Genomic DNA, 16,485 nt, shown 5'->3' on the forward strand with positions numbered 1-16,485 from the left:
TGCAACATCACTGATCATGCTGTGACACCCGGATTGGAACCGGGGCCGGGTCATCCGCGAGGATGGGACCATGACCGCCCAGATTCTCGATGGCAAGGCCACCGCAGCCGCGATCAAGTCCGATCTGACCGCCCGCGTGGCGGCGCTGAAGGAGAAGGGCGTCACGCCCGGCCTCGGCACGATCCTGGTCGGGGACGACCCCGGCAGCCAGAAGTACGTCGCCGGCAAGCACCGCGACTGCGCCCAGGTGGGCATCGCCTCCATCCAGCGCGAGCTGCCGGCCACGGCCACGCAGGAGGAGATCGAGGCGGTCGTCCGCGAGCTGAACGAGGACCCGGCCTGCACCGGCTACATCGTCCAGCTCCCGCTGCCCAAGGGCATCGACGAGAACCGCATCCTGGAGCTGATGGACCCGGCCAAGGACGCCGACGGCCTGCACCCGATGAACCTCGGCCGCCTGGTCCTGAACGAGCCGGCCCCGCTGCCCTGCACCCCCAACGGCATCATCAGCCTGCTCCGGGCCCACGGCGTGGAGATCAAGGGCGCCGAGGTCGTCGTCGTCGGCCGCGGTGTCACCATCGGCCGCCCGATGCCGCTGCTGCTCACCCGGCGCAGCGAGAACGCCACCGTCACCCAGTGCCACACCGGCACCCGTGACCTCTCCGCCCACCTGAAGCGGGCCGACATCATCGTCGCGGCGGCCGGCTTCCCGCACCTGATCCGCGCCGAGGACGTCAAGCAGGGCGCCGCCGTCCTCGACGTCGGCGTCTCCCGCAACGCCGAGGGCAAGATCGTCGGCGACGTCCACCCGGACGTGACCGAGGTGGCCGGCTGGATCTCCCCGAACCCCGGCGGCGTCGGCCCGATGACCCGGGCGCAGCTGCTGGTCAACGTGGTCGAGGCGGCGGAGCGCAGTGTCGGCTGAAGACGCCCGCGGGTCCGCGGAACCGACCGTTCGCGACGCGGTGAGCGCCCCTGACGCCGAGGGGCGCCCGCGCCGCACCACCCGCCGCTTCCCGCTGTTCACCAAGGACACCGCACGGCCCGAGGGCGGCGGCCGGGCCGCGGCCGGCGGCGCCCCGGCGCCCGCCCGGCAGTGGCCGATGCTCGCCGTCACCGGCCTGGTGGCGATCGGCCTGCTGGTGACCGCGCTGGACGCGTTCCGCCCCGGCACCCTGCTCATCGGCGTCGCGCTGCTGGGCGGCGCGGTGCTGCGCTGGCTGCTGCCGGACGTCGGCATGCTCGCCGTGCGCTCCCGCTTCACGGACATCTCCACCTTCGGCGTCCTCGGCCTGGCGATCGTCCTGCTGGCGCTGATGATCCAGCCCGACCCGCTGCTGAAGCTGCCGTTCCTCAAGGACATCCTGCACTTCACGCTCGCCAAGTAGCGCACGCGCTACGGCAGATGGCCCGCGCCTCCCCCGAGGACGCGGGCCATCGCCGTATCCCCTCCCCGACGCTACGACGGCCCGCCGCGCACCGCGTCCGCCCCCGGGCCGAGCCGCCGCGCCACCCGCGGCGGTAGCCGGCCGGTTCCTGCAACTTCCGCGGTACCGCGTCCGGTTGACTCCGGGACGCGGCCGTGCGGGTTACCCTGCGGCGATGCGACCGAGGACCCCCCGCCCGCTCGTCGTGGACACGCTGATCGCGACGGCCATGGTCGTGGTGGCCGTCCTGCTCGGACGGGAGTCACGGTCGCAGGGATGGCCGGAACTCGACGCCCGCGCCTACGTCCTCGTCGCCCTCTCCCACCTCCCGGTCGCCCTGCGCGGCCGTCACCCCCTCGCCGTCTTCGCCGTCGCCGAGGCCGCGGCGGTCGCCTACGTCACCCTCGGCTACTGGCCGGTGGTGTGCACCTTCGGCGTCATGCTCGCCCTGTACACCGTGGCCTCCGTCCGCTCGCTGCGCGCCGCCCTGGTCTGCGCCGGCTGCCTGGCCGCGTTGTGGGTGTACGCCGGGGTGGTCAGCCACAGCCCCTCGATGGCGTCCGTGTGCGGCCAGGCGCTGCTGTACTGCTCGGTGCTGGTCTGGTTCGGGCACCTGGCCCGCCGCTCCGCCGAACTCACCCGCCGGCTCCGCGCCGAACAGGCCGAACGGGCCCGGCGTGCGGTCGCCGAGGAACGCGGCCGGATCGCCCGGGAGCTGCACGACGTCGTCGCCCACCACATGTCGGTCGTCTCCGTGCAGGCCGGCCTCGCCCGGTTCGTCTTCGACTCCGACCCCGGCAAGGCGCGCGGCGCGCTCGGCACCATCGCGGACACCAGCGGCGAGGCGCTGGAGGAGCTGCGCCGCATGCTCCAGGTGCTGCGCGAGGCGGACCCGGACGCCCCCGAGCGGGCGCCCATGCCCACCCTGGCCAGGCTCGGCGAACTCCTCGACCGGGTCCGGGCCGGCGGTCTGCCGGTGGAACTGGCCGTCGAGGGCACCACCCGCCCGCTGCCGCCCGGCGTCGAACTGTGCGCCTACCGCGTCGTCCAGGAGGCCCTCACCAACGCCCTCAAACACGCCGGACCCGCACGCGCGCGCGTGGAACTGCGCTACGGCGCCCACGAACTGACCGTGCGCGTCACCGACGATGGGGAGGGGGCGGATCCGGCCAGAGTGCCGACAGGCGGGGGACACGGCTTGATTGGCATGCGGGAGCGGGCCAAGCTCTACGGCGGGACGATCACAGTCGGCCCACGCTCCGAGGGCGGCTACGAGGTCCGGCTGACCCTGCCGACCTCGGCCGCCGAACGCAGCCGCGGGGACACGCCGCGGGCGGAGCGGTGACTGAGGCGCACGGCGAGGGGACGACCGTACGGGATGACCAGAGTGCTCGTCGTGGACGACCAGTTCCTCATCCGCGCCGGACTCGTCGGCCTGCTGGAGGCCGCGCCCGGCTTCGAGGTGGTGGGCGAGGCGGGGGACGGTGAGCAGGCCGTGCGGCTCGCCGCCGAGACCCGCCCCGACGTCGTCCTCATGGACATCCGGATGCCCGGCGTCAACGGCATCGAGGCCACCGAACGGATCCTCGCCCAGGCCGCCGACCGCCCGCCCCGGGTCCTGGTGCTGACCACCTTCGACCTCGACGAGTACGTGTACGGGGCGCTGCGGGCCGGTGCCTCCGGGTTCCTGCTGAAGGACTCCGGGCCCGAGCGGCTGCTCGCCGCGGTCACCGCGGTCGACGGCGGCGACGCGCTCTTCGCGCCCAGTGTCACCCGGCGCCTGGTGGAGGCCTTCGCCCGGCAGCAGGCGCCCGCCGGCAGCGAGGCCCCGCCCGATCTCGACGTGCTCACCACCCGCGAGGTGGAGGTGCTCAAGCTCACCGCCCGGGGCCTGTCCAACCCGGAGATCGCCGACCGCCTCTACATCAGCGAGGCCACCGTCAAGACCCACCTCAACCGCACGATGACCAAGCTCGACCTGGGCAGCCGGGCGCAGGCGGTGGTGCTGGCGTACGAGACGGGACTGGTGACCCCCGGCGGCTGACGTTCCGGCACCCCCACGCGGCACCGCGCGTGTGCACCCCGCCCCGGGAACTGGGATCCTTGGTCAGCGCATCCCTGTGGGCGGCCCGGGGGCCATGCGCGAGATCGACAGCACGACCGGGGGAAGAGGGGGAAACCCATGCCTCGTTGGAAAGCCTTGCCGGAGGATCTGGACCCGCAGATCAGGGAGTTCACCGGCCGGCTGCGGCAACTCGTGGACCGCAGCGGTCTGAACATCGCGGCACTGGCCGACCAGACGGGCTACAGCAGGACGTCCTGGGAGCGGTATCTGGGCGGCGGACTCCTCGCGCCGAAGGGCGCGGTCATCGCGCTCGCGGAGGCCACCGGCACCCATCCCGGCCATCTGACCACCCTGTGGGAGCTGGCCGAACGCTCCTGGAGCAGGGCGGAGATGCGGCACGACAGCACCATGGACGCGCTGCGCATCTCGCAGGCGCGGGCCGCGCTCGGCGAGGTCGAGGCCGCGCCGGAGAAGGACACGAAGACGACCTCCCGGCGTGGTGGCGGGGCCGCCGCGGTGCCGGGGATCGCCGGCCCCGCAGGGGTCTCGCCGACGATCCCCGCCCAGCCGGAGCCTCCCGAGGACGCCCGCCGGGACGGTGCCGCCGATGACGGCGCCGCGCGCGGCCCCGGGGACACCGAGGCTTCCCTGCCCGTCAAGAACTCCTGGGGGCTGGCCGGTTACCGCGGCCCGTCGCAGGCGAGTGCCCGCCCGGGCACCCGGCCCCCGGCCGCCGGCCCGAACGGTCCCGCCGCCACCCCCACCGGACCCGCCACCCCCGCCGGGCCCGCCACCCCCGCCGGGTCGGCCGCCGCCCCGTCCGGCCCCGCCGCCCCGCCCTCCCCTTCCGGCACTCCCGGCAGCCCGGGTTACCCCGGCGCTCCGGGCAGCGCCGGCACTCCTGGCACCTCCGGACCCACGGACCCCCACGGCGGGCAACCCGCGGCCCCGCGCCCGACGCCGACGGCCCGCTGGTCCCCGCGCCGCCAGCAGGTGACGATGTTCTTCGCGGGCCTGTTCGGCGTGCTCGCCCTGATCGCCGGCGTCTTCTTCGTCACCCACCGCAACGGCGACGGCCACGGCACCAAGGGCGCGGCCACCTCACCCTCCCCGTCGGTCCGCACCCGGACGAGCCCGCCGCCCGGGGTCAAGTGCACCGGCTCCGCCTGCGCCGGCAAGGACGCCGAGGCCATGGGGTGCAGCGGCGACCTGGTGACCACCGCCAAGACCGCCACCGTCGGCACCACCACCCTGGAAGTCCGCTACAGCAAGGCCTGCGGCGCCGCCTGGGGCCGGATCACCGGCGGCGCACCCGGCGACACCGTGCGGGTCACCGCGGGCAAGCAGCGGCAGACGGGTGACATCACCGCCGCCGGTGACACGATCGGGTACACCCCGATGGTCGCCGTACGGGGCCCGGCGCAGGCCAGGGCCTGCGCCACGCTCGCCTCCGGCCAGACCGGCTGCACCGAATGACGGACCGAAAGGGGCGGCGGTAAGAGGGAGACAGCGCGGGGGAGGGGAGCGCGGAGAGCAGGAAGAGGGAATTTCCGGGACGCGCGCATGGCGGGCCGGATCCTGGGCACGCGAACCGTACCCCCACGGGAGTCCGGTACACCGGTCCCCCCATCGGCGGCCGTCTCCGTCCCCTCCTCTCCCGGACGACGGGCGGCCGCCGCCTCGTTCCGCCTGCCGATACGTCCCGCTGATCCACTTGTGGGCTGAGCCACACGGCCCTGGACGTCTCGCATCGCGGATGCGCGATAGCCTGACCGCTGGATCTCTCTTGATACCAAGAGATCGATCATCCGCCCGGGGCAGGGACGCCCCACCGCCAGCTGTCATACGGAGAACGCCATGACCCGCACTCCCGTGAACGTCACCGTCACCGGCGCGGCCGGCCAGATCGGTTACGCCCTGCTCTTCCGCATCGCCTCCGGCCAGCTGCTCGGCGCGGACGTGCCGGTCAAGCTGCGCCTCCTGGAGATCACCCCGGCCCTGAAGGCCGCCGAGGGCACGGCCATGGAGCTGGACGACTGCGCCTTCCCGCTGCTCCAGGGCATCGAGATCACGGACGACCCGAACGTCGCCTTCGACGGCGCCAACGTAGCCCTGCTGGTGGGCGCCCGTCCGCGCACCAAGGGCATGGAGCGCGGTGACCTGCTGGAGGCCAACGGCGGCATCTTCAAGCCGCAGGGCAAGGCCATCAACGACCACGCCGCGGACGACATCAAGGTCCTCGTCGTCGGCAACCCGGCGAACACCAACGCGCTGATCGCCCAGGCCGCCGCCCCGGACGTGCCGGCCGAGCGCTTCACCGCGATGACCCGCCTGGACCACAACCGCGCGCTGACCCAGCTGGCGAAGAAGACGGGCTCCACGGTCGCCGACATCAAGCGCCTGACCATCTGGGGCAACCACTCCGCCACGCAGTACCCGGACATCTTCCACGCCACCGTCGCCGGCAAGAACGCCGCCGAGGTCGTGAACGACGAGAAGTGGCTGGCCGAGGACTTCATCCCGACCGTCGCCAAGCGCGGTGCCGCGATCATCGAGGCCCGTGGCGCGTCCTCCGCCGCCTCCGCCGCCAACGCCGCCATCGACCACGTGTACACCTGGGTCAACGGCACCGCCGAGGGCGACTGGACCTCCATGGGCATCCCGTCGGACGGCTCCTACGGTGTCCCGGAGGGCCTGATCTCCTCCTTCCCGGTCACCACCAAGGACGGCAAGTACGAGATCGTCCAGGGCCTGGACATCAACGAGTTCTCCCGCGCCCGCATCGACGCGTCCGTCGCGGAGCTGGCGGAGGAGCGCGAGGCGGTTCGCGGCCTCGGCCTCCTCTGAGCTGACGTGGTGTGACCCCGGCGCCGGTGCGCTATAGTTGATCACGCACCGGCCGCCGGGAAGCCCCGGCACCAGGTGATGCGTTGGTGGTCCAAGGAAAGACGCCCCGCTTCCTGCGGGGAGATGCAGGTGCAAGGCCTGCCCGGCGCTCCGCATACGAGGTCCCCTCCCGCGATCCGCGGGAGGGGACCTCGTCGTTTCGCCGAGTTCGGGCCACGGCTTCCGCTACCGTCGCCGCACCGCTTCCGGCCGGGAGCCGTCGGCGCCTTCAGGCCACGGGTTCCTCGACCGTTACCGGAGCCGGTGATGCCGCTCGGGCGGTGCGGCCGGAGTCCCGGTAGCCCGTCACGACCACGGCCGTCGCCACCAGCACCGTCACCCCCACGACCCGCAGCGCCGGCCCCATGCCGTGGGCGAAGTCGGCGTGGCCGGCCAGGGCGGTGCCGGCGACGGCGACGCCGAGGGCCGCGCCGGTCTCGCGGGCCGAGGTGCCGAGGCCGGAGCCGAGGCCCGCCTGGTGGGTGGGGAGGGAGAGGACGACGCCCAGGGTGAGCGCCGGCATGGCCAGGCCGGTGCCCGCCGAGATGACCAGCAGCCAGCAGGCGTACAGCGCGTAGGGCGTGTGCGCGTCCGCCGTGGACGCGGCCAGCAGACCCAGGCCGATCAGCGCGAGCCCCGTGCCGACGACCGGACGCGGACGCGCCGACCAGCGGGCCGCGAACTTCGGGACCAGGGCCATGCCGACGATCAGCGGCACGATCGCGACCCCGGTCACCGCCGGCTCGAACCCCTTGACCTCCTGGAGGTACTGGGAGTTGACGAAGAACAGCGCGAACAGGCCGAAGAAGCCGGTCGCCAGGCCCAGCGTGGTCGCGCGCAGCCCGCCGGAGCGGAAGACGCGCGGGTCGAACAGCGGGGCGCGGGAGCGCAGGGCGTGGCCGGTGAACGCCGCCACCAGCAGGACGCCCGTGCCGAACGCGGTCAGGATGCGGACCGAGGTCCAGCCGTGGTCGGGGCCCTCGATGATGCCGAACAGCACCGCGACCAGGCCGGCGGTCAGCAGCAGGGTGCCGACCGGGTCCGGGCGGGCCGGCGCGGAGCGGGCCGTGCGCGGGGTGGTCACCGCCACGGCGACGGCGAGGACGGCCGCCAGCGGCACCATCGCGGCGAACAGCGCCCGCCAGGACAGGAACTGACCGGCCAGGCCGCCGCCCAGGTTGCCGGCCAGCCCGCCCAGGCCCATGGCCAGCGTCCAGGACGCCATCGCCTGGGCGCGGCGCTCGGGGCCGGCCAGCTGCACCAGGATCGACATCGTCGCCGGGGTGATCAGCGCGGCACCGGCGCCGGACAGGCCCCGGCCCGCGATCAGCAGCGCCGGGTCCTGGGCGAGGGCGCTGGTCGCGGCGCCCGCGGCGAACAGGGCCAGGCCGGTGAGCAGGGCGCCCTTGCGGCCGTAGCGGTCGCCGAGCGCGCCGGCCGGGATCAGCAGACCCGCGAAGACGATGACGTAGGCGTCGACCGTCCACAGGATCTCGGTGTGCGAGGGGTGCAGTCCGGACGAACTCAGCTGCGGTATCAGCAGGTTGACGGCGGCGACCATGCTCTGGGCGACCAGGACGCAGGCGCACAGCGCGAGCAGGGTGGGGCGTTTCAGGGCGTGCGCGGGCACGGCTCCTCCCGGGAGCTGGTGGGTGGTGTGGGATACGCGTCCACCGTAGGCTCGGCACCGACCTGCCTTCCAGTGCAACCTTTGCAAGGAATACCTGCACATGACGCAATCCACGGGCCTGGACCTGAATCTGCTGGTCGCGCTGGACGTCCTGCTGGAGGAGCAGAGCGTGCGGGGTGCCGCCCGCCGCCTGCACCTGTCCGAGCCCGCGATGAGCCGCACGCTCGGCCGGATCCGCAAGGCGCTCGGCGACCCGGTGCTGGTCCGCGCCGGCCGGCGGATGGTGCCGACGCCGCACGCGCTGGCGGTGCGCGCCGAGGTGAGCGCCGTGGTGGAGCGCGCCCGGGCGCTGTTCGCGCCGGGCCGGGACGCCGACCTGCGCACCGTGACCCGCACCTTCACGATCCTCGGTCACGACGCGATGGCCGCCACCCACGGCCCGCCCCTCTTCGCCCGTGCCGCCCGCGAGGCGCCCGGCATCCGCCTGCGCTTTCTGAGCGAGAGCCACGTGGACGCCCCGTTCCTGCGTCAGGGCACCGCCGACCTGGAGGTCGGGGTGATCGACTCGGTGGCGCCCGAGGTGCACACGGAGGCGGTGTACGAGGACCGCATGCTGGGCGTCGTCCGGGACGGACACCCTCTGTTGCAGGGCGAGTTGACGCCCGAGCGGTTCGCCGGGTCGGCAGGGCACCTCATCGTCTCCCGGCGCGGCAGACAGCGCGGTCCGGTCGACGACGCCCTCGCCGAACTGGGCCTGGAGCGACGGGTGGTGGGCAGTGTCGGCACCTACCCGGCCTCGCTGTTCGTGCTGCGCGAGACGGGCCTGATCGGGCTGATCAGCCAGTGGGGCCGCCCGCTGGCCGACGCCCTCGGACTGGTCACCTTCGAGATCCCGCTCCGCCTTCCCGCGGTGAGCGTGGGATTCGCCTGGCATCCGCGCCACGACGCCGACCCGGCCCACGCGTGGCTGCGCGACTGCGTCCGGGAGCTGATGCGCATGGGCCCGGGGCCCGGCCCGGCGCCAGCGTCACCGGCGAACCGGGAATAGGCCGGCCGCTTGCCGGACCGGGTCCCGCGTCACCGGCGAAGCAGGCCCCGCGTCACCGGCGAACCGGGTCCAGGCCGGCCACTCCCCGGACCAGGCCCCGCGTCACCGGGACTCCAGCATCTGTTCGAGTCTGGAGACGTCCACGGACTCCTTCGCGGACGGCGTCGCGGACGGGACCGGCTCGTCGTAGCCCGTGAGGTCCACGCTCCGGTCGGTGCCCCTGCCCCGCTCGGTCTCCCTGACCAGCCGGTGCGGCTCGGCCGAGGTGATGTACAGCACCTTCTGCCTGCCGTCCTTCGTGGTGCTCACCGGGATCACCCTCGTGTCCTCGGTCTCGGTCTCCTTCCCCTTGGTCACGGGGGTGCCGGAGGAGGACTTGGCCGCGACCTCCTTCTGGAGGGCGGCGAGGTCGCAGACGCGCGCCAGGCCTTCGAGGGCGGAGTCGTCCGTGGTGCCGTGGACGTAGCGGTCCTCCAAGAGCCGGGCGGCCGCTTCCCCCTGGGCGCCGGGCAGCTGCGCCTTCCAGTACGCGCGGTCAGGCTTCATCCACATCTGGTCGCCCCGCTTGACGATCTCGACGCTGCCGCCGCCCGCCTTCAGCACCAGTTCGCCGACGCAGTTGCCGGCCCGGTCCATGGTCAGCGTCACGGACTCCCGGGCCGTCCGGTCGGTGCTCCGGCGGTGGTCGGTGAGCTCCAGGTGCACGGAACGGGCCCCGACGAAGTTGTCCCGGGCCTCGTCGACGAGGTCACGGGCGCTCGGCCCGTCGTCGGCGTGACCGGCGGCCGGCGGGACGAGAGCGGCCAGCACGACCGCGGCGAAGCCTGCCGCGGAGCGGATTCGCGCTCTCCCGGTCATCGCGCCACCTCCGGACACCCCCACATCAGCGTACTTTTGACCGTTTTCGACCGCATTTTCAGTGACGCGGCGCACTTTCGGCCACCGATTGCGCATGCGACGCACGGGCCGGGGGCAGGCGTCCGCGGTCCCCGAGCGTGACCTGCGTGTGACACAGGGGCGCGGAACAGGAACGGAAGGCAACACCGATCATGGCGGACAGAACCGAACGACACGCCCAGGCGACCATCCATGCGGGCGGCGAGTGGCTGGAAGCGATCTCCGGCGAGACCCGGGAGATCCTCGACCCCGCGGACGCCCGCCCCTTCGCCGTGGTCGCAGAGGGTGACGAGAAGGACGCCGAGCGCGCGGTGGCCGCCGCCCGGCACGCCTTCGACCAGGGCCCCTGGCCGCACACCCCGGTCACCGAGCGCGCCGCGCTGCTGCGCCGCGTCGCCGACCTCCTGGTCCGCGACCGCGAGGAACTCGGCCTGCTGGAGAGCCGGGACGCGGGCAAGACCGCCGAGGAGGGCCGCGTCGACATCGACTGCGTCGCCGACGCCTTCCGCTACTTCGCCGACCTGGTCGCCGCCGAGGCCCCCGGCCGGGTAGTCGACGCGGGCTCGCCGGACATCCACAGCGTCGTCGTCCACGAACCGGTCGGCGTCTGCGCGCTGATCACCCCCTGGAACTACCCGCTCCTCCAGGCCAGCTGGAAGATCGCCCCGGCGCTCGCCGCCGGCAACACCTTCGTCGTCAAGCCCAGCGAGATCACCCCGATGACGACCATCGCGCTGATCGGCCTGCTGGCGGAGGCCGGCCTGCCCGCCGGCGTCGCCAACATCGTCACCGGCCCCGGCCACACCGTCGGCGCCCGGCTCGCCGAGCACCCCGACGTCGACCTGGTCTCCTTCACCGGCGGCCTGGCCAGCGGCACCAAGGTCGCCCAGGCCGCCGCGCCCACCGTCAAGAAGGTCGCCCTCGAGCTCGGCGGCAAGAACCCCAACGTCGTCTTCGCCGACGCCTGCGCCACCGAGGAGGGCTTCGACACCGCCGTGGACCAGGCCCTGAACGCGGCCTTCATCCACAGCGGCCAGGTCTGCTCGGCCGGCTCCCGGCTCATCGTCGAGGAGCCGGTCCGTGAACGCTTCGTCGCCGAACTCGCCCGTCGCGCCCAGAAGATCAGGCTCGGCCGCGGCACGGCGGACGGCGTCGAGTGCGGCCCGCTCGTCTCCGCACAGCAGCGCGCCAAGGTCGAGGCGTACGTCGCCTCCGCGCTCGCCGAGGGCGGGGTGCTGCGCTGCGGCGGCAAGCGGCCGCAGCCGTCACCGGAACGCCCCGAGTCCGGCTGGTTCTACGAGCCGACCGTCCTCGACGCCTGCCACCGCGAGATGAAGGTCGTCCGCGAGGAGGTCTTCGGCCCGGTCCTCACCGTCGAGACCTTCCGCACCGAGGACGAGGCCGTCCGCCTCGCCAACGACACCGAGTACGGCCTCGCCGGCGCCGTATGGAGCGCGGACACCGCCAAGGCCCGCAGGGTCGCCGCCCGCCTGCGCCACGGCACCGTGTGGATCAACGACTTCCACCCCTACCTGCCGCAGGCGGAGTGGGGCGGCTTCGGCAAGAGCGGCACCGGCCGCGAGCTGGGCCCGGCCGGCCTCGCCGAGTACCGCGAGACCAAGCACGTCTACGAGAACCTCGCGCCGAAGCCGGTGCGCTGGTTCGCCGGCTGAGCCCGCCCCGCCCGGAAACACCCCCTGGAGTAGTACCTCATGTCCCACACCCCCCACGTCTACGACTATGTCGTCATCGGCGGTGGCACCGCGGGCTCCGTCATCGCCGCCCGCCTCACCGAGGACCCCGACGTCACCGTCGCCGTCATCGAGGGCGGCCCGAGCGACGTCGACCGCGACGACGTCCTCACCCTGCGCCGCTGGATGGGCCTGCTCGGCGGCGAACTCGACTACGACTACCCCACCGTGGAACAGCCCCGCGGCAACTCCCACATCCGGCACAGCCGCGCCCGCGTCCTCGGCGGCTGCTCCTCCCACAACACCCTCATCTCCTTCAAGCCCCTGCCCTCCGACTGGGACGAATGGGAGGCCGCCGGCGCCAAGGGCTGGGGCGCCGTCCCCATGGAGGCCTACTTCGCCCGCCTGAAGAACAACATCGTCTCCGTCGACGAGAAGGACCGGAACGCCATCGCCCGCGACTTCGTCGACGCCGCCCGGTCGGCACTCGGGGTACCCCGGGTCGAGGGCTTCAACCGCAAACCGTTCACCGAGGGCGTCGGCTTCTTCGACCTCGCCTACCACCCGGAGAACAACAAGCGCTCCTCCGCCTCCGTGGCCTACCTCCACCCGGTGATGGACGAGCGCCCCAACCTCCACCTCTTCCTGGAGACCTGGGCCCACAAGCTGGAGCTGGACGGCACCCGCGCCGAGGGCGTCCACGTGCGCACCAAGGACGGCGAGGAGCTGCTGGTACGGGCCCGCAACGAGGTCGTGCTGTGCGCGGGCGCCGTCGACTCCCCGCGCCTGCTGCTGCACTCGGGCATCGGCCCCCGCGAGGACCTCGAAGCGCTCGGCATCCCCGTCGTCCTCGACCTGCCGGGCGTCGGCGAGAACCTGCTCGACCACCCGGAGTCGGTCATCGTCTGGGAGACCGACGGCCCGATCCCGGAGAACTCCGCGATGGACTCCGACGCGGGCCTGTTCGTGCGCCGCGACCCCGAACACGCGGGCCCGGACCTGATGTTCCACTTCTACCAGATCCCGTTCACGGACAATCCCGAGCGCCTCGGCTACGAGCGCCCGCGGCACGGCGTCTCGATGACCCCCAACATCCCCAAGCCGAAGAGCCGCGGCCGCCTCTACCTGACCAGCGCCGACCCGGCCGTGAAGCCCGCCCTGGACTTCCGCTACTTCACCGACGAGGACGACTACGACGCCCGGACCCTCGTCGACGGCATCCGGATCGCCCGTGAGATCGCCGCGAGCGAGCCGCTGGCCGGCTGGCTCAAGCGTGAGGTGTGCCCCGGCCCGGAGGTCCAGGGCGACGCCGAACTGAGCGAGTACGCCCGCAAGGTGGCGCACACCGTCTACCACCCGGCCGGCACCTGCAAGATGGGCGCCGCCGACGACGAACTGGCCGTCGTGGACCCGGAGCTGCGCATCCGCGGTCTGCACGGCATTCGCATCGCCGACGCGTCCGTCTTCCCGACGATGACCGCCGTGAACCCGATGATCGGGGTGCTCATGGTCGGGGAGAAGGCCGTCGACCTGATCGGAGGCGATCTTCGATGACTCTCACCGTCCCCACCCGCAAGCCCCCCACCACGACCGAGTCCGTCTTCTCGGTGTCCGGCCTGTGGAAGGTCTTCGGACCCAAGCCCGAGCGCGTCCCCGCCGACCCCGCGCTCAGCGCCCTCGACCCCGCCGAACTGCGCGCCCGCACCGGCTGCACGGCCGCCGTCCGGGACGTCTCCTTCGACGTCCGCAAGGGCGAGGTCTTCGTCGTCATGGGCCTGTCGGGCTCCGGCAAGTCCACCCTGGTCCGCTGCCTGACCCGGCTGATCGAGCCGACCGCGGGCACCATCTCCATCGACGGCGAGGACGTCCGCGCGATGGACAAGTCCCGCCTGCGCGAACTGCGCCGGCACCGGGCCGCGATGGTCTTCCAGCACTTCGGCCTGCTCCCGCACCGCACGGTCCTCGACAACGTCGCCTACGGCCTGGAGATCCAGGGCGTCGGCAAGTCCGAACGCCGAGAGCGCGCCGCCGAGTTCGTCGCCAAGGTCGGCCTGGAAGGCATGGAGAAGCGCCGTCCCGGCCAGCTCTCCGGCGGCCAGCGCCAGCGCGTCGGCCTGGCCCGGGCCCTGGCCGTCGACCCCGAGGTCCTCCTCTTCGACGAACCGTTCAGCGCGCTCGACCCCCTCATCCGCCGCGACATGCAGGACGAGGTGACCCGCCTGCACCGCGAAGAGGGCCGCACGATGGTCTTCATCACCCACGACCTGAGCGAGGCCCTGAAGCTCGGCGACCGCATCGCCCTGATGCGCGACGGCCGCGTGGTCCAGCTGGGCACCCCCGAGGAGATCGTCGGCTCCCCGGCCGACGACTACGTCCGCGAGTTCGTCCGCGACGTTCCGCGCGAACAGGTGATGACCTGCCGTACGGCCATGCGCCCGGTGTCGTCGGACGACACGGGAACCGGCCCGGCGGTCCGCCCGGAGGCCACGGTGGCGGAGGCCATCAAGGCGGTGGCCCGGGCCGGGGAACCGGCCCGCGTGATGGACGAGGGCCGCTGTCTCGGCGTCGTCGACCACGGACAGCTGCTCGGCGTCGTCGCCGGCGTGGACGCGGACACCGCCCCCGCGGAAGCGGCCGCCGGCACGGACGCCCACGACGTGACCGCGACCGCCGACGCGACCGCGGGCGGCAGCGCCACCGAGACGGCACCCGCCCCGGAGAAGACGGCACCCGCCCCTGAGAAGGCGGACCCCGCCCCTGAGAAGGCGGACCGTGTCCTGGAGAAGGCGGCACGCGGCAGGCGCCGGCAGGCGGCCCCACCGGCCCCGCGCACCAGCCCGGAGGGCCCCCGCACCAGCCCGGAGGGCCCCCGCACCAGTCCGGAGGCCGTCTGATGGCAACGCTCAGTCTCCCGACCGCCAAAACCGCCGAACCCCGCCTGCTGAGGAGCCGGGCCGCGGGCAAACTCCTCCTGCTCGCCCTCGTCGCCGCGGTCCTCGCTCCCTGGGCCGCCACCCGCTGGCCCGGCGCCGCCTGGCCGCACGCCCTGACCGTGAGCCTCGACAAGCCCCTCACCACGGCCAGCGACTGGGTCATCGACAACCGGGACAGCCACCCCCTGTTCCTGTACTTCTTCGGCTACGTCAGCAACGCCGTCGTCCTGGCCGTCCGCGCCGTCTACCTCACCCTCCTCGCCGCGGGCTGGGCAGGCGTCACGGCGTTCGGCGCCCTGCTCACCTGGCGGTTCGCCGGTGTCCGGCCGGCCGCCGGCACGGCCGTCGCCTTCCTCGCCTGCGGCGCCCTCGGCATGTGGGTCCCGACCATGCAGACCCTCGCGCTGATGGTCGTGGCGGTCCTCGCCTCCGTGATCGTCGGCGCGCTCCTCGGCCTCGCCGCCGGGCTCTCCGACCGGCTCGACCGCGCCCTGCGCCCGGTCCTGGACACCATGCAGGTGCTCCCGGCCTTCGCCTACCTCCTCCCCGTCGTCCTGGTCTTCGGCATCGGCGTCCCCGCGGCCGTCCTCGCCACCGTCGTCTACGCCGCCCCGCCGATGGCCCGCCTCACCGCGCTCGGCCTGCGCGGCGCCGACCCCGAAGTCCTGGAGGCCGTGGAGTCGCTCGGCGCCACCCGCCGCCAGCGGCTGCTGACCGCCCGTATCCCCCTGGCCCGCAAGGAACTCCTCCTCGGCCTCAACCAGACGATCATGATGGCGCTGTCCATGGCCGTCATCGCCGCGGTCATCGGCGCCGGCGGCCTCGGCGACCGGGTCTACCAGGCCCTCGCCTCGGTCGACGTCGGCGCGGCCCTCGCCGCCGGCATCCCGATCGTGCTGCTCGCGGTGGTCCTGGACCGCGTCACCGCCGCCGCCGGAAACGGCACCGCGGCGGCCGACCGCCCCCGCACCATCGGCTGGCCCTACGCCCTGGCCGTCACCGTGGCCGCCGCCCTGGCCACCCGTCTCCTCGGCGCGCTCGAGTGGCCCGCCGGCTGGACGCTGCCCATCGCCGAACCGGTCAACCGCGCCGTCGACTGGATGACCGGCCACCTCTACTCCGGTGTCCCGGTCGTCGGCGGCACGGCCGACTGGGCGGGCCACTTCACCACCTGGGTCCTGGACCCCGTCCGCGACGGCCTCCAGTGGCTGCCCTGGTGGTCGGTCCTGCTGGTCGTCGCCGCCCTGGCCTGGCTGATCGGCACCTGGCGGACCGCACTGACCGCCGTCCTCGCCATGGCCGCGATCGGTGTGCTCGGCGTGTGGGAGCCGTCGCTGGACACCCTCTCCCAGGTGCTGGCCGCCGTCGCCGTCACCCTCGTCCTCGGCCTCGCGACCGGCATCGCCGCGGCCCGCAGCGACCGGGTCGAACGCGCGCTGCGCCCCGTACTGGACGTCTTCCAGACCATGCCGCAGTTCGTGTACCTGATCCCGGTCGTCGCCCTCTTCGGCGTCGGCCGCGCCCCCGCCGTCGCCGCGGCCGTCGTCTACGCCCTGCCGGCCGTCGTCCGGATCACCGCGCAGGGCCTGCGCCAGGTCGACCAGGCGGCGCTGGAGTCCGCGCGCTCGCTCGGCGCGACCGGACGGCAGCAGCTGTGGCAGGTACAGCTCCCGCTCGCCCGGCGCGCGCTGCTGCTCGCCGTCAACCAGGGCGTGGTCCTGGTCCTCGCCGTCGTCATCATCGGCGGCCTGGTCGGCGGCGGCGCCCTCGGCTACGACGTCGCCTTCGGCCTCGCCCAGGGCGACCTGGCGACCGGCCTGGTGGCCGGCGCGGCCATCGTCTGCCTGGGCCTGATGCTCGACCGGGTGACCCAGCCGACCGGACGGCGCCCGAAGAAGGGAGCGTGAC

Annotated in this window: 13 protein-coding genes; 11 read left to right on the forward strand and 2 right to left on the reverse strand. The window is 73.6% G+C overall.

Annotated features, from left to right (window positions below; translation table 11 throughout):
- Positions 1–70 precede the first annotated feature (70 nt).
- The 6 genes from JK361_RS14150 (at position 71) to JK361_RS14175 (ending at position 6,339) form a co-directional block, all read left to right on the forward strand.
- Positions 71–925, forward strand: a complete 855-nt coding sequence (locus JK361_RS14150) for a bifunctional methylenetetrahydrofolate dehydrogenase/methenyltetrahydrofolate cyclohydrolase (RefSeq protein WP_201816999.1) — start codon at positions 71–73, stop codon at positions 923–925.
- Positions 915–1,388 (forward strand): DUF3017 domain-containing protein, encoded by a 474-nt coding sequence (locus JK361_RS14155; protein ID WP_201817000.1) that lies wholly within the window; start codon positions 915–917, stop codon positions 1,386–1,388. Before JK361_RS14150 ends, JK361_RS14155 begins: the two co-directional genes overlap by 11 nt.
- Positions 1,389–1,602: 214 nt before the next feature.
- Complete coding sequence (locus JK361_RS14160; protein WP_201817001.1) at positions 1,603–2,772, forward strand: sensor histidine kinase; 1,170 nt, start codon at positions 1,603–1,605, stop codon at positions 2,770–2,772.
- 33 nt (positions 2,773–2,805) lie between these two features.
- On the forward strand, positions 2,806–3,471 hold the full coding sequence (locus tag JK361_RS14165) for a response regulator (protein ID WP_201817003.1): 666 nt from the start codon (positions 2,806–2,808) through the stop codon (positions 3,469–3,471).
- A gap of 138 nt (positions 3,472–3,609) precedes the next feature.
- Entirely contained in the window at positions 3,610–4,968 is a 1,359-nt protein-coding gene (locus JK361_RS14170; protein WP_201817004.1) for a helix-turn-helix domain-containing protein, read from the forward strand.
- A 381-nt stretch (positions 4,969–5,349) separates the two neighbouring features.
- Positions 5,350–6,339: a malate dehydrogenase gene (locus tag JK361_RS14175; RefSeq protein WP_201817005.1), complete on the forward strand. Its 990-nt coding sequence runs from the start codon at positions 5,350–5,352 to the stop codon at positions 6,337–6,339.
- A gap of 268 nt (positions 6,340–6,607) precedes the next feature.
- Here the strand turns inward: JK361_RS14175 and JK361_RS14180 are convergent, their stop codons facing one another.
- Positions 6,608–8,008, reverse strand: a complete 1,401-nt coding sequence (locus tag JK361_RS14180) for an MFS transporter (RefSeq protein ID WP_201817006.1) — start codon at positions 8,006–8,008, stop codon at positions 6,608–6,610.
- Between the two features lie 100 nt (positions 8,009–8,108).
- Between JK361_RS14180 and JK361_RS14185 the strand changes: the two genes are divergently transcribed.
- On the forward strand, positions 8,109–9,056 hold the full coding sequence (locus JK361_RS14185) for a LysR family transcriptional regulator (protein WP_201817007.1): 948 nt from the start codon (positions 8,109–8,111) through the stop codon (positions 9,054–9,056).
- Between the two features lie 102 nt (positions 9,057–9,158).
- Here the strand turns inward: JK361_RS14185 and JK361_RS14190 are convergent, their stop codons facing one another.
- A complete protein-coding gene (locus JK361_RS14190) occupies positions 9,159–9,914 on the reverse strand; it encodes a LolA-like protein (protein ID WP_201817008.1) in 756 nt (251 codons plus the stop codon).
- 191 nt (positions 9,915–10,105) lie between these two features.
- On the opposite strand from JK361_RS14190, the gene JK361_RS14195 reads away from it, so the two are divergent.
- From JK361_RS14195 to JK361_RS14210, 4 genes are read left to right on the forward strand one after another with little or no spacing between them, the layout of a single operon-like run.
- Entirely contained in the window at positions 10,106–11,626 is a 1,521-nt protein-coding gene (locus tag JK361_RS14195; protein ID WP_201817010.1) for an aldehyde dehydrogenase family protein, read from the forward strand.
- A 39-nt stretch (positions 11,627–11,665) separates the two neighbouring features.
- Positions 11,666–13,198 (forward strand): GMC family oxidoreductase, encoded by a 1,533-nt coding sequence (locus JK361_RS14200; protein WP_201817012.1) that lies wholly within the window; start codon positions 11,666–11,668, stop codon positions 13,196–13,198.
- Positions 13,195–14,538, forward strand: coding sequence for a quaternary amine ABC transporter ATP-binding protein (locus JK361_RS14205; protein WP_201817015.1), 1,344 nt, complete (start codon positions 13,195–13,197; stop codon positions 14,536–14,538). The genes JK361_RS14200 and JK361_RS14205 overlap by 4 nt, the downstream gene beginning before the upstream one ends.
- Positions 14,538–16,484, forward strand: a complete 1,947-nt coding sequence (locus JK361_RS14210) for an ABC transporter permease (RefSeq protein ID WP_201817019.1) — start codon at positions 14,538–14,540, stop codon at positions 16,482–16,484. Before JK361_RS14205 ends, JK361_RS14210 begins: the two co-directional genes overlap by 1 nt.
- The last annotated feature ends 1 nt before the right edge of the window (position 16,485 follow it).

Origin of the sequence: Streptomyces musisoli, assembly GCF_016741855.1 — a bacterium.
Classification (GTDB): domain Bacteria; phylum Actinomycetota; class Actinomycetes; order Streptomycetales; family Streptomycetaceae; genus Streptomyces; species Streptomyces musisoli.

Bases quoted from the DNA above. Each gene is read 5' to 3' on its own strand.
- JK361_RS14150 (WP_201816999.1), top strand. From the start codon at position 71: ATGACCGCCCAGATTCTCGATGGCAAGGCCACCGCAGCCGCGATCAAG.
- JK361_RS14160 (WP_201817001.1), top strand. From the start codon at position 1,603: ATGCGACCGAGGACCCCCCGCCCGCTCGTCGTGGACACGCTGATCGCG.
- JK361_RS14165 (WP_201817003.1), top strand. From the start codon at position 2,806: ATGACCAGAGTGCTCGTCGTGGACGACCAGTTCCTCATCCGCGCCGGA.
- JK361_RS14170 (WP_201817004.1), top strand. From the start codon at position 3,610: ATGCCTCGTTGGAAAGCCTTGCCGGAGGATCTGGACCCGCAGATCAGG.
- JK361_RS14175 (WP_201817005.1), top strand. From the start codon at position 5,350: ATGACCCGCACTCCCGTGAACGTCACCGTCACCGGCGCGGCCGGCCAG.
- JK361_RS14185 (WP_201817007.1), top strand. From the start codon at position 8,109: ATGACGCAATCCACGGGCCTGGACCTGAATCTGCTGGTCGCGCTGGAC.
- JK361_RS14190 (WP_201817008.1), bottom strand. From the start codon at position 9,914: ATGACCGGGAGAGCGCGAATCCGCTCCGCGGCAGGCTTCGCCGCGGTC.
- JK361_RS14195 (WP_201817010.1), top strand. From the start codon at position 10,106: ATGGCGGACAGAACCGAACGACACGCCCAGGCGACCATCCATGCGGGC.
- JK361_RS14200 (WP_201817012.1), top strand. From the start codon at position 11,666: ATGTCCCACACCCCCCACGTCTACGACTATGTCGTCATCGGCGGTGGC.
- JK361_RS14205 (WP_201817015.1), top strand. From the start codon at position 13,195: ATGACTCTCACCGTCCCCACCCGCAAGCCCCCCACCACGACCGAGTCC.
- JK361_RS14210 (WP_201817019.1), top strand. From the start codon at position 14,538: ATGGCAACGCTCAGTCTCCCGACCGCCAAAACCGCCGAACCCCGCCTG.